Raw genomic sequence first — 18,038 nt, 5'->3', positions numbered from 1 at the left:
CGAGCGCGTCGGAGACTCAGCGCCGAGCACCACCGATCCCAGGAGCCGTTCGTGAACGCCCAGACCCCCGAACTCCCGGAGCACCTGAGCTCCCTGTTCTCCCGCGCCGACGAGCTCGCCGCCCAGCTCGACGCCCCGCTGTCCGCGGTGACCGACGTGCCCCGCCCCGAGCACCCGCGCCCCCAGCTGCACCGCCCCAACTGGCTCACCCTCAACGGCACCTGGCAGTTCGAGATCGACCAGGGCGACTCCGGGCGCGACCGCGGCCTGCTCGAGCGTGAGCTGGACTCCGAGATCCTCGTGCCCTTCGCCCCGGAGACCGAGGCCTCCGGGATCGGGAACCGCGACTACCTCGAGGCCGTCTGGTACCGCCGCACCGTCACCATCCCCGTCGACTGGGAGGGCCTGCGCCCGATCCTGCGCTTCGAGGCCGTGGATCAGGATGCGACCGTCTGGGCGAACGGCCTCGAGGTGGCCCGCCACCGCGGCGGCTTCACCGGATTCTCGGCCGATCTCTCGGCCGTCCCCGCCGTCGGCCCTGGCGCGGAGGTCGAGATCGTGGTGCGCGCCCGCGACCCGCACGGCGTCCCGCAGGCCCGCGGCAAGCAGTCCCACGAGTTCAAGCCCACGGCCGCGAACTACCACCGCACCACCGGCATCTGGCAGAGCGTGTGGCTCGAGGGCGTCCCGGCCGACGAGATCCGCTCCCTGCGCGTCCTGCCCTCGCTCGGCGGGCGCTCCTTCGCGCTCGACGTGCCGCTGGCCCGCACCGCACCCGGCTCCCGCCTCGAGGTCGTGGCCTCCGTGCCCGGCGGCGACGAGGTGGCCCGCGCCGCCGTACGCGCCGACCTCGACCTGGCCCCGCACCTCGAGCTCGTGATCCCCGAGGACGCCGTGCGCATGTGGGGCCCCGGAGCTCCCGAGCTCTATGCCCTCACGGTGCGGCTGCTCGACGCGGACGACTCCGTGCTCGACGAGGTCCGCTCCTACGCGGGCCTGCGCTCGACCTCGCTGCGCGACCACGAGTTCCGGATCAACGGCGAGAAGGTCTTCCAGCGACTCGTGCTGGACCAGGGCTACTGGGAGGAGTCGTTCATGACCTCCCCGACCGACGAGGCGATGACCACCGACATCCGCCTCTCCCTCGAAGCCGGCTTCAACGGCGCGCGCCTGCACCAGAAGGTCTTCGAGCAGCGCATGCACTTCTGGTCCGACCTGCACGGCTACCTCACCTGGGGCGAGTTCGGCGACTGGGGCGTGCACGGTTTCGGACCGGACGGCGACAACCAGCAGCCCCCGGCGACCTTCGTGGGCCAGTGGGTCGAGGCGGTCCAGCGCGATCTGAACCACCCCTCGATCATCGGCTGGTGCCCGCTGAACGAGACCCATCAGCTGATGCACGACCGCATCACCCAGCTCGACGCGGTCACCCAGGCGATGTACGACGCGACCAAGCTCGCCGACCCCACGCGCCCGGTGCTGGACGCCTCCGGCTACTCCCACCGGGTGCGTGGGGCGGACATCTACGACTCGCACTCCTACGAGCAGGATCCGGAGCGCTTCCGTGAGGAGCAGTCCGGCCTCGCCGCCGGAGAGCCCTTCGCGAACCGGCGCGACCTCGGGCCCGACGAGATGCCCTTCGCCGACGGCGCCTTCTCGCTGCCCTACGCCGGTCAGCCCTACTTCGTCTCGGAGTACGGCGGCATCTGGTGGAACGAGGAGGAGGCGAGGAAGGCCGAGGAGGCGGACCGTGCCGGGAACAATGCCGCCGAGTCCTGGGGCTACGGCCAGCGGATCCGCAGCGAGGAGGAGCTCTACACGCGGTTCGAGGGGCTCACCCGGGTGCTGCTCGAGGACCCGCTGATGTTCGCCTACTGCTACACGCAGATGACCGACGTGTTCCAGGAGAAGAACGGCATCGTCGACTTCGAGCGCGGCCGCAAGCTCGATCTGGCCCGGCTCCGCGCCGTGCAGGAGAAGACCGCCGCCTACGAGCAGGACGCCTGATCCCGCAGCAGATCCCCACCCGCCCGCCCGCCGGCTGAGGCCGGGATCCGCCCGGGGCGCCACGGATATTCCCGTGACGCCCCGGGCGCTCTGCTCCACGATGGGGACATGGTCGATCAATCACGCCTGTGGGACGCCCGCACCGCCGCCGAGTACGACACCCCTGGCGAGGGCATGTTCGCCCCAGAAGTGCTGGGGCCGACGATCGACGTCCTGAGGTCGCTCGCCGCCGGGGGCCGGGCCCTCGAACTGGCGATCGGCACCGGTCGAGTCGGAATCCCACTGCGGAAGGCCGGGGTCGAGGTCACCGGCATCGAGCTGTCCGAGGCGATGATCGCCCGGCTGCGCGAGAAGGCCGACGAGCAGCAGATCCCCGTCATCGCCGGCGACATGACCACGACGAGCGCGGGGGAGGGCTACTCCCTCGTCTACCTCGTGTTCAACACGATCGGGAACCTGCTCACCCAGGAGCAGCAGGTCCAGTGCTTCCGCAACGCCGCCCGGCACCTCTCCCCGGGAGGCTGCTTCGTGATCGAGCTCCACGTGCCGGATCTGCGCTCCCTCACCCCGGGCACCGGCGGCACCCTCGAAGTCTCTGAGCCCGGCTACCTCCTGGTGGACACCTACGACACCCTGAACCAGATCCTCGTCTCCCATCACGTGCGCTTCGATCCTCAGGTGGACGGCTCCCGCGAGGCGAGCATCGGCCGCACCCCGCAGCGCTACATCTGGCCCTCCGAGCTCGACCTCATGGCGCAGCTGGCCGGCTTCACGCTCGAGAGCCGCTGGGCGGATTGGGATCGGACGGAGTTCACGGCGGAGTCCCGCAGCCACGTGAGCGTCTACCGGCTCCCTACACTGGAGCGGTGACCACGACGACGAACACCTTGACCTCGGCCGCGCTGACCCGGACCCCGCTGACCCTCGAGGACGTCCCGGCCCTCACCGCCCTGCTGAACCGCGTGGACGCCGTCGAGCAGTCCGGCGAGCCGGCCGAGGAGCCGAGCATCCGCGAATGGCTCTCGATGCCCGACCTCGACCTCGCCCGCGATTCCGTGGCGGTGCGCGAGGGGGAGGAGCTGCTCGGCTTCTGCGCCGTCGACGTCTCGACGGCCCCGGACTCGGAGGGGCGGGTGCGCTGCCAGCTCATGGGCACGGTCGACCCCGCTCGCCGCCGCCAGGGGCTGGGCACGGAACTGTTCACCTGGGCCGAGGCCCGCGCCGCCCAGCTGGCCGCCGAGCGTCACCCCGACGTCGAGGTCGCCGTGTTCCGCGTCTCCGGAGGCCGGGATCCCGAGGTCGACGGACAGGCGGACGCCGCGACGGAAGCACAGGCGAACGCACCGACGGTCGCCCCGCTCATCGGCGGCGCAGAGGTGCGCCCGCTCCTCGCCCAGCGCGGCTACCAGCGCGCCCGCAGCTGGCTGACCATGGTGCGCGAGCTGCCCGGAGCGGCTCTCCCGACGGTCGATCTGCCGGGGGTGCGGGTCAGCGCCCCGGAGGATTCGGAGCGAGAGGCCACCCGCCTCGCCCACCTCGATGCGTTCGCCGACCATTGGGGATCGGCCCCGGTGACCGCGGAGCGCTGGAACATCTGGTGGTCCTCCCACACCTCCCGCCGCGAGCTCTCGAGCATCGCGATCGACGCGGACGGGACCGTGCTCGGCTACGTGATCACCTCCGAGGACAAGCCCGGGGTGCTGCACATCGCCCTGGTGGGCACGCGGCCATCGGCCCGCGGTCGCGGCATCGCCCGCGCAGTTCTCGCGCGGACCCTCGAGGCGGCATCGCAGGCCGGGTACTCGAGTGCCGAGCTCGAAGTCGACGCCGAATCGCTCACCGGTGCGACCCGTCTCTACGACGCCCTCGGTTTCGTGCGCGAGAGCGTGTACGCGACCTACGAGAAGCCGGTCGCCTGACCGCTGCCCTCGCCGCGCTCGGCCTCCGGACATCGACGGCTCCTTGTGGCACCACCGGCTTGACCCCGCCCGCTTGACACCACTGCCCCTACTGTTCATAGTGAATATGGACAGTAGGGGCAGTTGGTCGTTCTGGACGAAGGGGAGTGGGGAGCATGCACATCCCGCTCGACCCGTCCGCTCCCGAACCGATCTACGAGCAGATCCGTGCCCGCCTCGCCGAGGCGATCCTGCGGGGCGACCTCTCTGTCGGTGAGGCCCTGCCCTCGATCCGGGTCCTCGCCCGTGATCTTCGGGTCAGCGTCATCACGACCACCCGCGCCTACAACGAGCTGGTGGCCGACGGGCTCGTCGATGCCGTGCGCGGCAAGGGCGTGTTCGTCCGAGCCCAGCAGCCTGACCAGGTGCGCAGCCGCGCCCTGGAGCGCATCGACGGCGCCCTCGCCGAAGCGGTTCGCACCGCCCGCACCGCCGGTATCGGTGCGGACGAGATCCGCGCCCGCCTTACGCAGTTGATCGAGGAGGAGGGCAGCGATGAACGTCCCTGACACGATCGGTATGAACACGCCCAACGCAGTTTCTGTTCGTGATCTCCGGGTTCGGGTACCGGCATGGTCGAAGCCCTATGCTGACCCGCTCGAGGCGCTTCGTGGGCTCACGTTCACCGCCCCTGCTGGTCAAGTGACCGCCTTGGTCGGGTCCAACGGAGCGGGTAAGAGCACAGCCTTGCGTGCCGTCACCGGCACTTTGCCGTTTGCGGAAGGATCGGTCAACGTGCTCGGCACCGCCATGGGGCCAGCCGACGTGGTGTTCCCGCCGCCTGCCGCTTATGTACCGGATGTCCCCGCCTATCCCGGGCATTGGACGGCGCAGGACGTACTGCGCCTTCAGAGTCGGATCGGTCGCGGTGTTGACGCTCGTGTTTTCGAAACCCGACTTGCAGCACGGAACGTGCCGTTCACACGGCGCCGCAGCGAGCTCTCGCGAGGGCAGGTCACCCAGCTCGGTGTCACCGCCGCCCTCGCACAGGATCCACATCTGCTGATCCTCGACGAGCCCCTGGCTCACCTCGACCCGCTGGCACGGACAGAGCTTCTGGATGAGCTGCGCAGCATGATGGCCCGCGAGAACCGCTCGATCCTGCTGGCCACCCACGATCTCGACGGGATGGACCGTTTCGTCGATCACCTTGTGATCATCGTCGAGGGACAGGATGCCCTCGAAGGCGACGTCGAGTCGCTGTGCGAGGAGTTCCTCCTCATCGAACTGCCTGGGGAGGCGTCCGAGCTCGACGGCCCCGGCTCACCCTTGATCGGGTCGGCCACCGCCGGTGGCACTTCTCGAGCTCTCATCGCCGTGGAGGACGCCGCCGGGCTGTCCCCCGAGGCGGCTCTGCGCCGACCCGGCTTGAGCGAGCTCGTGACGCATTGGCTCCGTGGGGCACATGCCGAGAAGGGAAAATCCCGGAGGAGGACCTCATGACGACACACAACTCCTCGGTAACGCCGGCAGGAGGTTCCGTCACAGCACCGCAACCGGGCGCGCTACGTCGCGCATTCCTCGTCGACCTGCGTCTGAACATTCGAACTGCCACAGCGACACTCTTCACGTGCGCGATCAGCCTCGTCCTCGCAGCCTTCTTCACAGACGGCTTCGCAGGGCTCCTCCCGATCTGGGCCGCATTGGCCTGGTACCGCTACGGTCGCGGGGACACGATCGATCGCCAAGAGCTGCGGGCGAGCCTAGGGACGACCCGGGCGGACCGGGTGCGAGGGAGAGTCGCGCTGATCGCGGCCGAGTCCGTGGTGATCCTCCTGGCCATGGGCGCCGCGACCCTGATCACGGTCGCACTGGGCCATGACAGCACGGGTGCTGGGCCAACCTTCAAAGTGTCGACCGGACCAGGGGTTTCCACGCTGGTGACGACGGTGATCGCCGTGCTGTACGCGGGCCTGGCGCTTCTGCTGACCGGAATCCTGATGGGTGCAGACTGCCTTACACGCCGGCCGGGATGGGACGCGGCAGTCCTCAGCGTCCTGATCTACTTCCTGGCGGGGCTGCTCGGTGCATTCGTCATGATGTTGCCTCTCATGCTGCTCACGTGGAGCAGAGTCGATGATCTCGTCGGAGCGGCCCTTGCTATTGCGGTCCTCCTCGGAGCATTCGTCGTGCTGACCGTCGTGCTCCGGTCCAGGATGCGCACGTGGATCCGCCAGCTGGATTCCGGAGTCCAGCAGCGACTCGAGTCGATCACCTGACCTGCGTCATGATGGACCCATGAGAGCAGTGCGCTACGACGCCTTCGGCGAGCAGCCGTCCCTGGTCGAGGTCCCCGACCCTGAGTGCCCGCCCCGCGGCGCCGTGATCACGGTGCACGCCACCGGGGTGTGCCGCAGCGACTGGCACGCCTGGCAGGGGCACGACGACTCGGTGCAGCTGCCGCACATCCCCGGCCACGAGTTCGCCGGCGTCGTCGAGCAGGTCGGCGCCGACGTCACGCGGTTCGCGCCGGGGGACCGGGTCACCGCACCGTTCATCCTCTCCTGCGGACGCTGCGAGCAGTGCCTCGCCGGAGCGCCCCAGGTGTGCCCGGACCAGCACCAGCCCGGTTTCGACCTGCCCGGCTCCTGGGCCGAGCAGGTCGTGGTGATCGAGGCGGACCACAACCTCGTCGCCCTCCCGGACGGCATCGACATGACCCTCGCCGCCGGCCTCGGCTGCCGCGTCGGCACGGCCTATCACGCCGTGCTCACCCAGGCCCGTGTGGGCGCCGGGGAGAGCGTCGCCGTGTTCGGCTGCGGCGGACTGGGCCTCGCCTGCGTGATGGTCGCCCTCGCCGCGGGCGCCGACGTGGTCGCGATCGACGTCTCCGAGCACGCGCTCGCGGCCGCCGCCGAGCTCGGCGCGACGGCCCTCGCGTCCGGTCCTGACATCGTCGAGCGGGTGCGCGAGGCCACCGGCGGCGGCGCCCACGTCACCCTCGATGCCCTGGGCTCCGCGGCGACAGCCCGCACCGCGATCAGCTCGCTGCGCCCCCGTGGCCGGCACGTCCAGGTGGGGCTGCTGCTGGGCGAGGACGCGGACCCCGCCCTGCCGATGGGGCAGGTGATCGGGCAGGAGCTGCAGATCCTCGGCAGCCACGGCCTCGCCGTCGCCGAGTACCGCGACCTGCTCGCCGACATCGCGAGCGGACGCCTGGACCTCGGTCGCACCGTCGGCCGGATCCTGGACCTCGAGGACCTGCCCGCGGCGATGCTCGCCATGGACCAGCCGCCCACCACCGCCGGGATGACCGTGGCCCGCCTGCGCTGACGAGCGGCGACGCCGCAGCACGACGACGCGCCACGAGAGGAACCCCGCATCGGGCGGCGCACGGCGCGGTCCCGTGCAGGGACGTCGGCCCGCTGTGGAACGATTGGGCCATGACCATCACTGCTGCCGCCGACGGCTCCGCCCTGGGCAATCCCGGCCCGGCCGGCTGGGCCTGGTACATCGACGATTCCACCTGGCGCGCGGGCGGCTGGCCCCACGGCACCAACAACATGGGCGAGCTCAAGGCCGTGCTGGACCTGCTCGAGGCCACCGCCGTCGACGCCGACCAGCACCTGCACATCCTGTGCGACAGCCAGTACGTCATCAACTCGGTGACGAAGTGGATGCCGGGCTGGAAGCGCAAGGGCTGGCGCAAGAAGGACGGCAAGCCGGTGATGAACGTCGAGCTGCTCCAGGACATCGACCGCGCCCTCGCCGGCCGCAGCGTCGAGTTCGAGTGGGTCAAGGGCCACTCGGGGCACGCGATGAACGAAGCGGCCGATGTGCGCGCCAACGCCGCCGCGACCGCCTTCTCCAAGAAGCAGGACCCGCAGGTCGGCCCCGGGTACACGGGCAGCTCCGCGGTGTCCTCACAGGTCGCCCCGTCCCGCCCCGCGCCGAGCTCGATGCCCGAGGACGACCTCTTCAGCCTGCTGGACCAGAGCGCCCCCGAACCCGCCTCGGCCTCTCGTGGCCGGAGCTCCTGCAACACCGCCGGTGAGGACACGGTCCTCGCCGCCGACGCCCCCGGCGCCACCGACTTCGAGCAGATCACCGCGCGCGAGCAGGCGCTGCTGTCGGACCTGCTGCGCGCCGACGCCCCCAGCGCCGCCGAGCTGCTCCACCCGGACTTCACCGAGATCGGTGCGAGCGGTCGCAGCTATGACCGCGAGGAGATCCTCGCCCATCTCGCCCCGGTGCCCGGGCTCGAGGCCGACGAGTTCGTCGCCGACGAGCTCACCCCCGGCGTCGTGCTGCTGCGGTACCGCACCACGGGCCGCTCGGGCGCTGTCGCCCGCAGCTCCGTATGGGTGCGGGAGAAGGGGCGCTGGCTGCTGCGGCACCACCAGGGCACCCCGGCCGACGGGGCCTGATGACCCAGGTCGCCGGCGTCGGCTCCGTGCCCCTGGCCCGCCGTGCCGGCGGACCGGACCTCGCACGGGGCCTGGCCCTGCTCGGCATCGCCCTGGCCAACACGATCGGCTGGCTGCACGGCTCCCCGTGGACCGTGCTGCTCAAGCAGCTCGACGCCACCGTGGCTGACCGGATCGTGGACGCACTGATCGGGCTCACGGCGGACAACCGCGGCTTCCCGCTGTTCGCGATGCTCTTCGGCTACGGGATCGGCATCATCCTCCGCCGCTCGCGCGAGGCCGGGGAGCGCTCGGGGCACGTCGTGCTGCGCATGCTGCGGCGCCATGTCGCCCTGCTCGTGATCGGCCTCGCCCACGCGATCCTCCTGTTCAGCGGCGACATCCTCATCGCCTACGCGATGGTGGGGATGCTCTGCGTGCTGCTCGCGACCCGCCATCGCGCCGTCCTGCCGCTCGCCGCCCTCCTCGCCCTGCCGGCGCTGGGCGTGTGGGGCTGGGTCGACGGGACCATCGGGCTGTTCGGCTCCGACGGCTATCCCTCGGCCGCCGCCCCCGACTATCTGACCAGCTTGCGCCTGCGCACCGACGAGGCCGGCGCCGAGGTCGCGACCTCGCTGGTCTCCGACATCGGGCTGCTGACCCCGATGGCGATCGGGGCGATCGCCGCGCGGCTGCGCCTGTTCGAGGAGGTCGCCGCGAACCGCGACGTGCTCGTGCCGATCGCCCGCTGGGGCCTCGGCCTCGGCCTCCTCGGTGCGGTGCCGCTGGTGACCGTGCTCGTGCTCGATCCCGCCCATCAGCACCTGGATTCCGAGATCGTGCTCGGCAGCCTCGGGGTCCTGCACCAGTACACCGGGCTGCTCGGAGCCCTCGGACTCGCCGCAGCGGCCGCCCTCGTCTCCGATCGCGTCCGACGGAGTTCCGGGGCCGACGGGGCCGATCCGTCCGGTCACCTCGTGCGCGATGCCGGACCGGTCTCCGCCCGTCCCGTCCGTGTCGCCCGCCCCGTCTCCGACCGTCTCGTGCAGGGCATCGAGGCCCTGGGCGCCGTCTCGCTGAGCGCCTATGTGGGCCAGTCACTCGTGTTCCTCGCCCTGTTCCCGCCCTACACGCTGGACCTCGGAGCCCGGCTCGGCACGGCGGGCGCCGCGGCGATCGTGATGGCCGTGTGGCTGGCGATGATCCCGGGTGCCGTGGCCCTGAAACGTCGGGGCCGACGGGGCCCGCTCGAGGTGGTGCTGCGTCGTCTGGCAGGCTCGGCCTCACCCCGCGTCGTCCCCGACCGGTCCTCGCACCCGAGCCCCACCGGAGGTCGCTCATGAGCGTCTACGCCGACACCCCGCGCTGGCCCCGGCACGGCACCTTCTGGGGTCACCTGATCTCCGACACGTCCCTGGCCGAGCTGCACGAGGTCGCCGAGCTCGCCGGCCTGCCGCCGCGGTCCTTCGACCTCGACCATTACGACTGGCCGGAGGCGGGACAGCCCCGCCTGGTCGAGGCCGGTGTCCAGCTCGTCGACAACGGGGAGCTGACGCGGATCCTGATCCGCTCGGGACTGCGCATCCCTCTCGTCGGCCGCCCCGCGGCGCGGGCCCGCCGCAGCGCCGAGCACGCCGCGCAGCTCGGCCTGGATTTCGTCCCGCGGGATCTGATCGTGGGGCTCCGCGGGCACGTCGATCCGCTGCCGCCCGCGACCGACGCCGCGCCCGCGGCCTTCCGCATGACCCGTGACGACCTGGCGGCGCCGCCCCGCATCGAAGCGCATCAGGAGGCGGGACGCCGCGCCGCAGCAGAGCTCCTCGAGCGTCTCGATAGCCTGGCCCGGAGCCGCGGCGGGGAGGGGTTCGTCGGCCAGGTGCTCGCCGACGGCCGCTGACCCGACAGCCAGCCCGGGATTGGTTACCTTCGCCGGTCGTCCCGTTCGGGGTCGGTCACCGCGCGGACCTGATCGGGCCGGCTCTGCCGCGCCGCCTCGATCTCGGTGCCCGGCAGCTCCACCCAGAAGGTGGATCCGCCCTGGGGCGTCTCCGTCACGCCGATGCTGCCGCGGTGCTGCTTCACGATCGTCGCCGCGATCGAGAGGCCCAGGCCCGCGCCGCCGCCCTGGGTCGCCGAGCGCACGCGCGAGGAATCGGTGCGGTAGAACCGCTCGAACACCTTCTCGCGCTGGGCGTCGTCGATGCCGGGGCCGTGGTCACGGATCTCGATCCGCACGGTCTCGGGGTCGGTGTAGCCGACGGCGATCTCGACCGGTGACCCCTTGGGGGTGTGCCGGTTCGCGTTGCCCACGAGATTGAGGATGACCTGGCGCAGCGAGGCCTCGTCGCCGAGTACCCCGATCGACAGGTGGGGCTGCACCGAGACCGGAGTCCCGGACAGGGATACCACCATGACCTGGCGCTGAGGGTCCAGGGCGCGGAGATCCTGGGCGGCGTCGAAGAGGGCATCGGTGAGGTCCACGGGTTCGAGCGCGAGGTCGGGGTTCTCGTCCAGGCGCGCGAGGCGCAGCAGGTTCTCGACCAGGGACCCCATCCGTCGGGCCTCGTCCTCGATCCGGCGCATCGCCGAGGCGACGTCCTCGTCGGTGCCCAGGGCCCCCATCCGGTACAGCTCGCCGAATCCGCGGATCGCCGCGAGCGGCGTGCGCAGCTCGTGGGAGGCGTCGCCGACGAAGCGCCGCATCTTGGCCTCGGAGAGGGTGGCGTGCTCCTCGGAGGCTGCCTGCGCGGCGAAGGACTGCTCGATCCGCACCAGCATCTCGTTCAGCGACAGGGCGAGGGCATGCACCTCGAAGCTGGTGTCGGTGACCGGGACGCGCCGCGAGAGGTCGCCGCCGGCGATCTGCGACGCGGTGGCCTCCACATCGTGCAGGGGTTCGAGAGAGCGATGCGTGACATAGCCGCCCAGGCCCATGCCGACCAGCACCACGAGGGTCCCCACCAGCACGATGACCAGCGCCATCTCGTGCATCGTGCGGTCCACCCCGGTCAGGGGCAGGGCGACGTAGACGGCGCCGCTGTCGGGTCCGGGGGTGACTAGGGCGACCACCCGCCAGCGGTTCTCCGAGGAGTCCAGGACGGTGAACGGCTGGCCGTCACGCGCAGCGATCTGCTCCTCGCTCAGATCAGGGAAAGGAACCGTGACGGGGGAGTTCTCGTAGCGGATGACGTCGCGATGGACCACCTCGCCGTGCGCGTCGCGGATCTCCACCGCGTACTCGACGGGCGTGTACGCGCTGCTGGGCGCGGCCGCCTCCTCCTTCCCGGAGAGCGCCTCCTGGGCGAGGGCGATCATCTCGCGGGTGCTCGCATGGAGGTTGTTGTCGACCGACTCGATGAGGGTGCGGTTGAGCAGGAAGAGCGAGAGGCTCCCGGTGATGACGACGCCGACGACCAGCAGCAGCGAGATGAGAGCGACGATCCGGGTCCACAGGGACACGGGCCGTTCAGCGCGCAGGGTCGGCAGCGCCAATCGTCAGCTGCCTTCGGAGGCGCGCAGCACGTACCCGATGCCCCGCTTGGTGTGGATCATCGGATCGCCGATGACATCGATCTTGCGACGCAGGTAGGAGATGTAGGACTCGACGATCCCCACCTCGCCGGACCAGTCGTAGTCCCAGACGTGATCGAGGATCTGCGTCTTGGAGACCACACGGCCCGCGTTGAGCATGAGGTAGCGCAGGAGCTTGAACTCGGTGGGGGAGAGCTCGATCGTGACGTCTGCCCGGTAGACCTCGTGGGAGTCCTCGTCGAGGCGGAGGTCGCCGACCACCAGGGAGCTGTCGACGGTCGCGGCGTGGCCGCCGTGCGTACGGCGCAGGACGGCCCGGATCCGGGCGACGACCTCTTCCAGGCTGAACGGCTTGGTGACGTAGTCGTCCCCGCCGACGGTGAGCCCGGCCACTTTGTCCTGGGTCTCGTCCCGCGCAGTGAGGAAGAGGATCGGGTACTGCTCCCCCCGATCCCGCAGGCGCCGCGTCACGGTGAAGCCGTCCATGTCCGGCAGCATCACGTCGAGGACCACGAGATCGGGCTGATGCTCGGTGGCCTCACGGATCGCCTCGTTGCCGGTGGAGGCGGTGAACACCTCGAACCCTGCGAAGCGCAGGGAGGTGGCGAGGAGGTCGCGGATGTTCGGCTCGTCGTCGACGACGAGGAGCCGAGCCTCGTAGTCCTGTTCTGCAGTCGTGTTCATGCCCCTACCGTGCTCCTGCAGTGTGGGAATCAGCTGGACGTCTCCTGGGCGAGATCAGCGGACGGCGCGCTGGATCTTCTCCTGCTGCTTGCGCATCTTGCGGATCGTCCAGCTCATCTGGAACATCCGCACCGAGCCCACCAGCGCCATGACCAGCGCGCCGGCGATGGCGGCCAGGAGCATGGCCACACCGAGCGGCAGGTCGAAGGTGGCGTTGAAGTACTCGAAGCTCGCGCTCTGGCTGTTCTGGATCACGAAGATCAGCAGCAGCACCAGCACGATCGCGCCGAGGATCAGGGAGATCCACAGTCCGGCGGTCTTGCCGCCGGAGCGGGGAGCCTCCAGCGGCTCCTCGGCCAGCGTCCGCTCGGCAGGCGTCCGATCAGCAGAGGTGCGCTCGGTGGGCGTCTGGGAGGCGCGGCGGCCGGTGCTCTCGCGCGGGGCGTCGCGGACAGGATCGGTCACCCCGCCAGCCGGATCGGCGGCGCGGCGGCCGGCGGCCGGGTCCTCCGGGGCACGGTCCGCGGCGGCGGGCTGCGCAGCCTCGGGTGCACGATCGACCGGCTCGCGGTCGAGGGGGTGTCCTGTGTTCTCAGGTCCGGTGCTCATGGTCGCTCCTCGATGTCGGGTCCTGGGGAAGTGTCCCGAGCGGCCTTCGGAGGAAGGTCGCCGCTGAGCACACTCTAGCGATTCCGAGCGTCCGCTCCGGGAACGCTCAGTCCGGGAGTCCTCAGTTCGTAGCGGCCGGTGCGTCCAGCTGGTCGGCGTCCAGGATCGTGTAGGCGTAGCCCTGCTCGGCGAGGAAGCGCTGGCGGTGCGCCGCGAAGTCCTGGTCCTGCGTGTCGCGCATGACGACCGTGTAGAAGTGTGCGGTGCGGCCGTCGGCCTTCGGGCGCAGGAGGCGACCCAGCCGCTGGGCTTCTTCCTGACGAGAACCGAAGGCGCCGCTGACCTGCACGGCGACAGATGCCTCGGGGAGGTCGATCGAGAAGTTCGCGACCTTCGAGACCACCAGGCGGGTGAGCTCTCCGGCGCGGAAGGCGTCGAACAGCTCCTGGCGGCGCCGCACCGGGGTCTTGCCGGTGATGAGCTCGGCGTCGAGATGGGCGGCGAGCTCCTCCAGCTGGTCGATGTACTGCCCGATCACGAGCATCGGCTCGCCCTCGTGCCGAGCGGCGATCCGCTCCACGACGGCGTTCTTGGCCGGATGGGCCGCCCCCAGCCGGGGTCGATCGGCGGCCTCGGCCATCGCGTACGCCATGCGGTCGTCGGCCGGCATCGCGACCCGCACCTCGGTGCAGTCCGCGGGGGCGATGTAGCCCTGGGCCTCGATGTCCTTCCAGGGGGCGTCGTAGCGCTTGGGGCCGATCAGGGAGAACACCTCGCCCTCGCGGCCGTCCTCGCGCACGAGCGTCGCCGTGAGCCCCAGCCGCCGACGGGCCTGCAGATCGGCGGTCATGCGGAAGACGGGCGCGGGCAGCAGATGCACCTCGTCGTACACGATGAGTCCCCAGTCGCGGGCGCTCATGAGCTCGAGGTGGGGATGGATGCCCTTCCGCTTCATCGTGAGCACCTGGTAGGTGGCGATGGTGACGGGACGGATCTCCTTGGTGGCTCCGGAGTACTCGCCGATCTCGTCCTCGGTGAGGTCGGTGCGGCGCAGCAGCTCGCTCTTCCACTGCCGTGCGGAGACCGTGGAGGTGACGAGGATGAGGGTGGTGCGCTGCATCGCCGCCATCGCGGCCGCGCCCACCAGGGTCTTGCCGGCGCCGCAGGGGAGCACGACGACTCCGCTGCCGCCATGGCGGAAGCCGTCCACGGCCTCGGCCTGATAGGGCCGCAGCTGCCAGCCGTCCTCGCGCAGCGCGATGGGATGCGCCTCGCCGTCGACGTACCCGGCCAGGTCCTCCGCCGGCCAGCCGAGCTTGAGGAGCGCCTGCTTCAGGGCTCCGCGCTCGGAGGGGTGCACGAGCACGGTCGACTCGTCGAGACGGTCGCCCAGCATGCCCTGGATCCGCTTCGCCCGCGAGACCTCCTCGAGCACCGCACGGTCCAGGGCGTGGAGCACGAGTCCGTGGGTGGGGTCTGCTCGCAGCTGCAGCCGGCCGTAGCGGTCCATCGTGTCCGCGACATCGATGAGCAGCGAATGGGGGACCGGGTAGCGGGAGTTGTCCACGAGGGCCGCGACCACGGATTCCGCGTCGTACCCGGCGGCGCGCGCGTTCCACAGGCCGAGGTCGGTGATGCGGTAGGTGTGGACGTGCTCGGGGGCCCGTTCGAGCTCGGCGAAGGCGGCGATCGAGGCGCGGGCGGACTGCGCTCCGGGGTGTCCCACCTCGAGCAGGAGGGACTTGTCGCTCTGGACGATGAGGGGGCCGTCGGTCATCCCCTCAGGCTACGCCGCAGGGGCGGGACGGCGACGGGCCGACGGGGTGTGCCGGGACACTCCCCGTCGGCCCGTCGGCCCGTCGGCCCGTCGGCCTGTCGGCCAGATGGCCTGCCAGTCGGTCGGCCCGCCGGACCGCAGGGCCGTCGACGGCGCGGGGCTCAGGCCTTCGCGGGCTCGGGGAGCTCTCGGCGGTTCAGCCGCTCGTACATCCCGAGCTCGAAGAGCAGCATGAACGGGGTGAGCACGAGGAGGGGGAGCATGACCGCGGAGGCGACCGACGTGATCACCATGAGCACGAGGTAGGCGACGATCGACGTGCCCAGGTTCGCGCGGACCAGCGTCATGCTCTCCTTGAGCGCGTTCCCGGGGGACGCGCCGCGGAGCGCAGCGGGGACCGCGAACATGAAGAGCACCGCGGCGATGAGGCCGGGGATGTAGAGCAGAAGCATGCCGACGAACACGATCACGCCGTACAGGAGAGCCGTGAGGATCACCCGTCCCGGCCCGATCATCGCCTGGCCGATCGACGGGCGACCGCCCTCACGGACGATCTCGGCGGAGCGGGCCGCGCCCGACTGCCAGAGCAGGGAGAAGGGCATGCACAGCAGAGCGCCCACGAAAAGTGCTCCGTACAGAGTCATGATCGCGCCGAACTCGGCGGTGTCGGAAGTCGCTGCTCCGTCGAGCTGCGGGATCATCAGTGCGATCCCGACGCCGAGCCCGCCGCCGATGAGCACCAGGTAGATGAGGCAGAAGATCAGCCCGCTGACCAGGTAGGTCACCCAGTTGCGCAGCAACCCGTTGCCGGCGAACTTGAGGGCGGCCCCCAGATCTGCGCCGAGGTCCTGCCCAGGAGCGGGAACGCCCGACCCGACCTGGCCATCCTGCAGCCCCCACGCGGCATCGTGCGAGGGGCCGGGCTGGCCCGCCTGGCCCGCAGGCGCCGGCTGCCCGTAGGCCCCGGCGGGAGACGGCTGGCCGTAGGCCGCCGCGGGCGACGCCTGTCCGTAAGGGTCTGCTGCGGAGGGCTGGCCGTAGGACCCGGCTGGGGACGGCTGGCCGTAGTCGCCGGCAGGGGAGGGCTGTCCATGAGGGCTCGCCCCTCCCGGCTGGGCGGACTGTCCGTACGGGGAGGGTTCGTGCGGGGGCGGGGGGACTGTCATGTGTCGGGTCTCTCTCACGGTCGCGGCGTCCCGGCCCGTGCAGGCCGGTCCTCAGGGGCCGAAGCGGCTCGGCTCGCGGCGCCGTTCCGCGGCGCACGCAGGTACACGGTACGGGCGGGGCCGCCCTCGGCGATACCCGACGATCGGACGATCCCGGTCGACGGACGGAGGGAGTCGACCGCCTCGAATCCGTGGAGTACGAAGCGCCCCACGACGTGCTCCCCGGTGCGTCCCAGGCACCGCACCACGGCAAGCCCTGGCACGTGGGGCTACCCCCGTGGGCTTTTCACTAGAATGGGTGGCGATGGACCGGGCCCCGCAGCCCGTCGACGTCTTCGACGATGCGGTCCGGCCCGGCCCGACAGTCACCTGATCTGAGGAGAACCCATGGCTAGCTTCGCTCCGTCCCCCGCCGATGTCGCGGACATCGGTGTCACCGGAATGGCGGTGATGGGCTCCAACCTGGCCCGCAACTTCGCCCGCAACGGCTTCAAGGTCGCGCTCCACAACCGCAGCGTCGGCAAGACCGAGAAGGTCATGGCCGATCACGGCACCGACGGCGAGTTCTACCCCTCGGAGTCGATGTCCGACTTCGTCGCCTCCCTGCAGAAGCCGCGCGTCGCGATCATCATGGTCAAGGCCGGCAAGCCCACCGACGCCGTGATCGACGAGCTCGCCGGTCTGATGGACGAGGGCGACATCATCGTCGACGCCGGCAACGCTCTGTTCGGCGACACCCGTCGTCGTGAGGCCGATCTGCGTGAGAAGGGCCTGCACTTCGTGGGCTCCGGCGTCTCCGGCGGCGAGGAGGGTGCCCTCAACGGCCCCTCGATCATGCCCGGCGGCACCAAGCAGTCCTACGAGCGCCTCGGCCCGATGCTCGAGAAGATCTCCGCGCACGTCGACGGCGACCCCTGCTGCACCCACGTCGGTGCCGATGGCGCCGGCCACTTCGTGAAGATGGTCCACAACGGCATCGAGTATGCCGACATGCAGGTCATCTCCGAGGCCTACGACCTCATGTCCAAGGCCCTGGGCAAGAACGCCGGCGAGATCGGCGACGTGTTCGCCGAGTGGAACAAGGGCGACCTCGAGTCGTTCCTCATCGAGATCACCGCCGAGGTGCTCCACCACACCGATGTCACCTCCGGCAAGCCGTTCGTGGACGTCATCCTCGACCGCGCCGCCCAGAAGGGCACCGGCGCCTGGACCGTGCAGACGGCCCTGGACCTCGGCGTCCCGGTCACCGGCATCGCCGAGGCCACCTTCGCCCGCTCCGTCTCCGGCTCCACGCCGCAGCGCGAGGCCGGCCGCAAGGTGCTCCCCGCCGAGGCGCAGACCCTCGAGATCGCCGACGAGGCCCAGTTCATCGACGACCTGCAGAAGGCGCTCTACGCCGCGAAGCTGGTCTCCTACTCGCAGGGCTTCGACGAGATCGCGGCCGGCGCTGCAGAGTACGGCTGGGACATCGACCTCGGCGCGATGGCCCGCATCTGGCGCGGGGGCTGCATCATCCGCGCCCGCTTCCTCAACCGCATCACCGAGGCCTACGAGCGCGACGCGAAGCTGCCGCTGCTGCTCTCGGACGAGTACTTCACCACCGAGATCGCCAAGTGCATCCCGGCGTGGCGTCGTGTGGTGGCCTTCGCGGCCGCCAGCGGCTACCCGGTGCCGGTGTTCGCCTCGACCCTGTCGTACTACGACGCGGTGCGCTCCGAGCGCCTCCCCGCCGCCCTGGTCCAGGCCCAGCGCGACTACTTCGGTGCGCACACCTACCAGCGCGTCGACGCCGAGGGCACCTTCCACGTGGAGTGGTCCGAGGATCGTCGCGAGACCAAGCAGGACTGATCCGCCTCGGAGCGGACGACCGGTCGGGACTGGTCGTCCGCTCCGTACAGGGACATGAGGAAGGCCCGGACCGTTTCGGTCCGGGCCTTCCTCATGCTGCTGGCGGGCCAGC

General features: G+C 70.7%; 16 protein-coding genes. 11 read left to right on the top strand and 5 right to left on the bottom strand.

Translation table 11 applies throughout. The features are described from left to right. Positions 1-51: 51 nt before the first annotated feature. From ACT3T5_RS01240 to ACT3T5_RS01195, 10 genes are all read left to right on the top strand, one after another. A complete protein-coding gene (locus ACT3T5_RS01240; RefSeq protein WP_444593353.1) occupies positions 52-2,007 on the top strand; it encodes a glycoside hydrolase family 2 protein in 1,956 nt (651 codons plus the stop codon). A 108-nt stretch (positions 2,008-2,115) separates the two neighbouring features. Then, positions 2,116-2,877, top strand: a complete 762-nt coding sequence (locus ACT3T5_RS01235) for a class I SAM-dependent DNA methyltransferase (protein ID WP_444576375.1) — start codon at positions 2,116-2,118, stop codon at positions 2,875-2,877. Continuing rightward, positions 2,874-3,926 (top strand): GNAT family N-acetyltransferase, encoded by a 1,053-nt coding sequence (locus ACT3T5_RS01230; protein WP_444593352.1) that lies wholly within the window; start codon positions 2,874-2,876, stop codon positions 3,924-3,926. Before ACT3T5_RS01235 ends, ACT3T5_RS01230 begins: the two co-directional genes overlap by 4 nt. Positions 3,927-4,081: 155 nt before the next feature. Beyond that, a complete protein-coding gene (locus ACT3T5_RS01225; protein ID WP_444576373.1) occupies positions 4,082-4,474 on the top strand; it encodes a GntR family transcriptional regulator in 393 nt (130 codons plus the stop codon). Then, on the top strand, positions 4,461-5,408 hold the full coding sequence (locus ACT3T5_RS01220) for an ATP-binding cassette domain-containing protein (RefSeq protein WP_444576372.1): 948 nt from the start codon (positions 4,461-4,463) through the stop codon (positions 5,406-5,408). The genes ACT3T5_RS01225 and ACT3T5_RS01220 overlap by 14 nt, the downstream gene beginning before the upstream one ends. Before the next feature lie 338 nt (positions 5,409-5,746). After that, complete coding sequence (locus tag ACT3T5_RS01215) at positions 5,747-6,184, top strand: hypothetical protein (protein ID WP_444593351.1); 438 nt, start codon at positions 5,747-5,749, stop codon at positions 6,182-6,184. Between the two features lie 19 nt (positions 6,185-6,203). Beyond that, entirely contained in the window at positions 6,204-7,238 is a 1,035-nt protein-coding gene (locus tag ACT3T5_RS01210; RefSeq protein ID WP_444593350.1) for a zinc-dependent alcohol dehydrogenase family protein, read from the top strand. 110 nt (positions 7,239-7,348) lie between these two features. Continuing rightward, positions 7,349-8,332 carry an RNase H family protein gene (locus ACT3T5_RS01205; protein ID WP_444576369.1) on the top strand — a complete coding sequence of 328 codons (984 nt, stop codon included), beginning with the start codon at positions 7,349-7,351 and terminating at the stop codon, positions 8,330-8,332. Then, the gene (locus ACT3T5_RS01200; RefSeq protein ID WP_444576368.1) at positions 8,332-9,654 is read left to right on the top strand and encodes a DUF418 domain-containing protein; all 1,323 of its coding nucleotides are present in this window, start codon (positions 8,332-8,334) and stop codon (positions 9,652-9,654) included. Before ACT3T5_RS01205 ends, ACT3T5_RS01200 begins: the two co-directional genes overlap by 1 nt. Then, positions 9,651-10,208 carry a DUF4031 domain-containing protein gene (locus tag ACT3T5_RS01195; RefSeq protein WP_444576367.1) on the top strand — a complete coding sequence of 186 codons (558 nt, stop codon included), beginning with the start codon at positions 9,651-9,653 and terminating at the stop codon, positions 10,206-10,208. Before ACT3T5_RS01200 ends, ACT3T5_RS01195 begins: the two co-directional genes overlap by 4 nt. Positions 10,209-10,231: 23 nt before the next feature. Here the strand turns inward: ACT3T5_RS01195 and ACT3T5_RS01190 are convergent, their stop codons facing one another. The 5 genes from ACT3T5_RS01190 to ACT3T5_RS01170 all read right to left on the bottom strand — a co-directional run bounded on the left by ACT3T5_RS01190 (position 10,232) and on the right by ACT3T5_RS01170 (position 16,078). Continuing rightward, positions 10,232-11,803, bottom strand: coding sequence for an ATP-binding protein (locus tag ACT3T5_RS01190; protein WP_444576366.1), 1,572 nt, complete (start codon positions 11,801-11,803; stop codon positions 10,232-10,234). Positions 11,804-11,806: 3 nt separating this feature from the next. Continuing rightward, a complete protein-coding gene (locus tag ACT3T5_RS01185) occupies positions 11,807-12,526 on the bottom strand; it encodes a response regulator transcription factor (protein WP_444576365.1) in 720 nt (239 codons plus the stop codon). A gap of 54 nt (positions 12,527-12,580) precedes the next feature. Next, positions 12,581-13,135: a LapA family protein gene (locus ACT3T5_RS01180; protein WP_343923847.1), complete on the bottom strand. Its 555-nt coding sequence runs from the start codon at positions 13,133-13,135 to the stop codon at positions 12,581-12,583. 121 nt (positions 13,136-13,256) lie between these two features. After that, entirely contained in the window at positions 13,257-14,912 is a 1,656-nt protein-coding gene (locus ACT3T5_RS01175; protein ID WP_444593349.1) for a DNA repair helicase XPB, read from the bottom strand. A gap of 161 nt (positions 14,913-15,073) precedes the next feature. Next, a complete protein-coding gene (locus tag ACT3T5_RS01170; protein WP_444576363.1) occupies positions 15,074-16,078 on the bottom strand; it encodes a hypothetical protein in 1,005 nt (334 codons plus the stop codon). A gap of 387 nt (positions 16,079-16,465) precedes the next feature. Between ACT3T5_RS01170 and gndA the strand changes: the two genes are divergently transcribed. Beyond that, on the top strand, positions 16,466-17,926 hold the full coding sequence (gene gndA / locus ACT3T5_RS01165; protein WP_444576362.1) for an NADP-dependent phosphogluconate dehydrogenase: 1,461 nt from the start codon (positions 16,466-16,468) through the stop codon (positions 17,924-17,926). The last annotated feature ends 112 nt before the right edge of the window (positions 17,927-18,038 follow it).

Origin of the sequence: Brachybacterium sp. AOP3-A1-3 (genome assembly GCF_052378285.1) — a bacterium.
Lineage (GTDB): Bacteria > Actinomycetota > Actinomycetes > Actinomycetales > Dermabacteraceae > Brachybacterium.
This window is presented reverse-complemented; position numbering and strand designations above follow the sequence as displayed.

Coding starts and splice junctions, on each gene's coding strand:
- ACT3T5_RS01200 (WP_444576368.1), top strand. CDS start 8,332: ATGACCCAGGTCGCCGGCGTCGGCTCCGTGCCCCTGGCCCGCCGTGCC.
- ACT3T5_RS01235 (WP_444576375.1), top strand. CDS start 2,116: ATGGTCGATCAATCACGCCTGTGGGACGCCCGCACCGCCGCCGAGTAC.
- gndA (WP_444576362.1), top strand. CDS start 16,466: ATGGCTAGCTTCGCTCCGTCCCCCGCCGATGTCGCGGACATCGGTGTC.
- ACT3T5_RS01175 (WP_444593349.1), bottom strand. CDS start 14,912: ATGACCGACGGCCCCCTCATCGTCCAGAGCGACAAGTCCCTCCTGCTC.
- ACT3T5_RS01225 (WP_444576373.1), top strand. CDS start 4,082: ATGCACATCCCGCTCGACCCGTCCGCTCCCGAACCGATCTACGAGCAG.
- ACT3T5_RS01170 (WP_444576363.1), bottom strand. CDS start 16,078: ATGACAGTCCCCCCGCCCCCGCACGAACCCTCCCCGTACGGACAGTCC.
- ACT3T5_RS01220 (WP_444576372.1), top strand. CDS start 4,461: ATGAACGTCCCTGACACGATCGGTATGAACACGCCCAACGCAGTTTCT.
- ACT3T5_RS01210 (WP_444593350.1), top strand. CDS start 6,204: ATGAGAGCAGTGCGCTACGACGCCTTCGGCGAGCAGCCGTCCCTGGTC.
- ACT3T5_RS01195 (WP_444576367.1), top strand. CDS start 9,651: ATGAGCGTCTACGCCGACACCCCGCGCTGGCCCCGGCACGGCACCTTC.
- ACT3T5_RS01180 (WP_343923847.1), bottom strand. CDS start 13,135: ATGAGCACCGGACCTGAGAACACAGGACACCCCCTCGACCGCGAGCCG.
- ACT3T5_RS01215 (WP_444593351.1), top strand. CDS start 5,747: ATGGGCGCCGCGACCCTGATCACGGTCGCACTGGGCCATGACAGCACG.
- ACT3T5_RS01185 (WP_444576365.1), bottom strand. CDS start 12,526: ATGAACACGACTGCAGAACAGGACTACGAGGCTCGGCTCCTCGTCGTC.
- ACT3T5_RS01205 (WP_444576369.1), top strand. CDS start 7,349: ATGACCATCACTGCTGCCGCCGACGGCTCCGCCCTGGGCAATCCCGGC.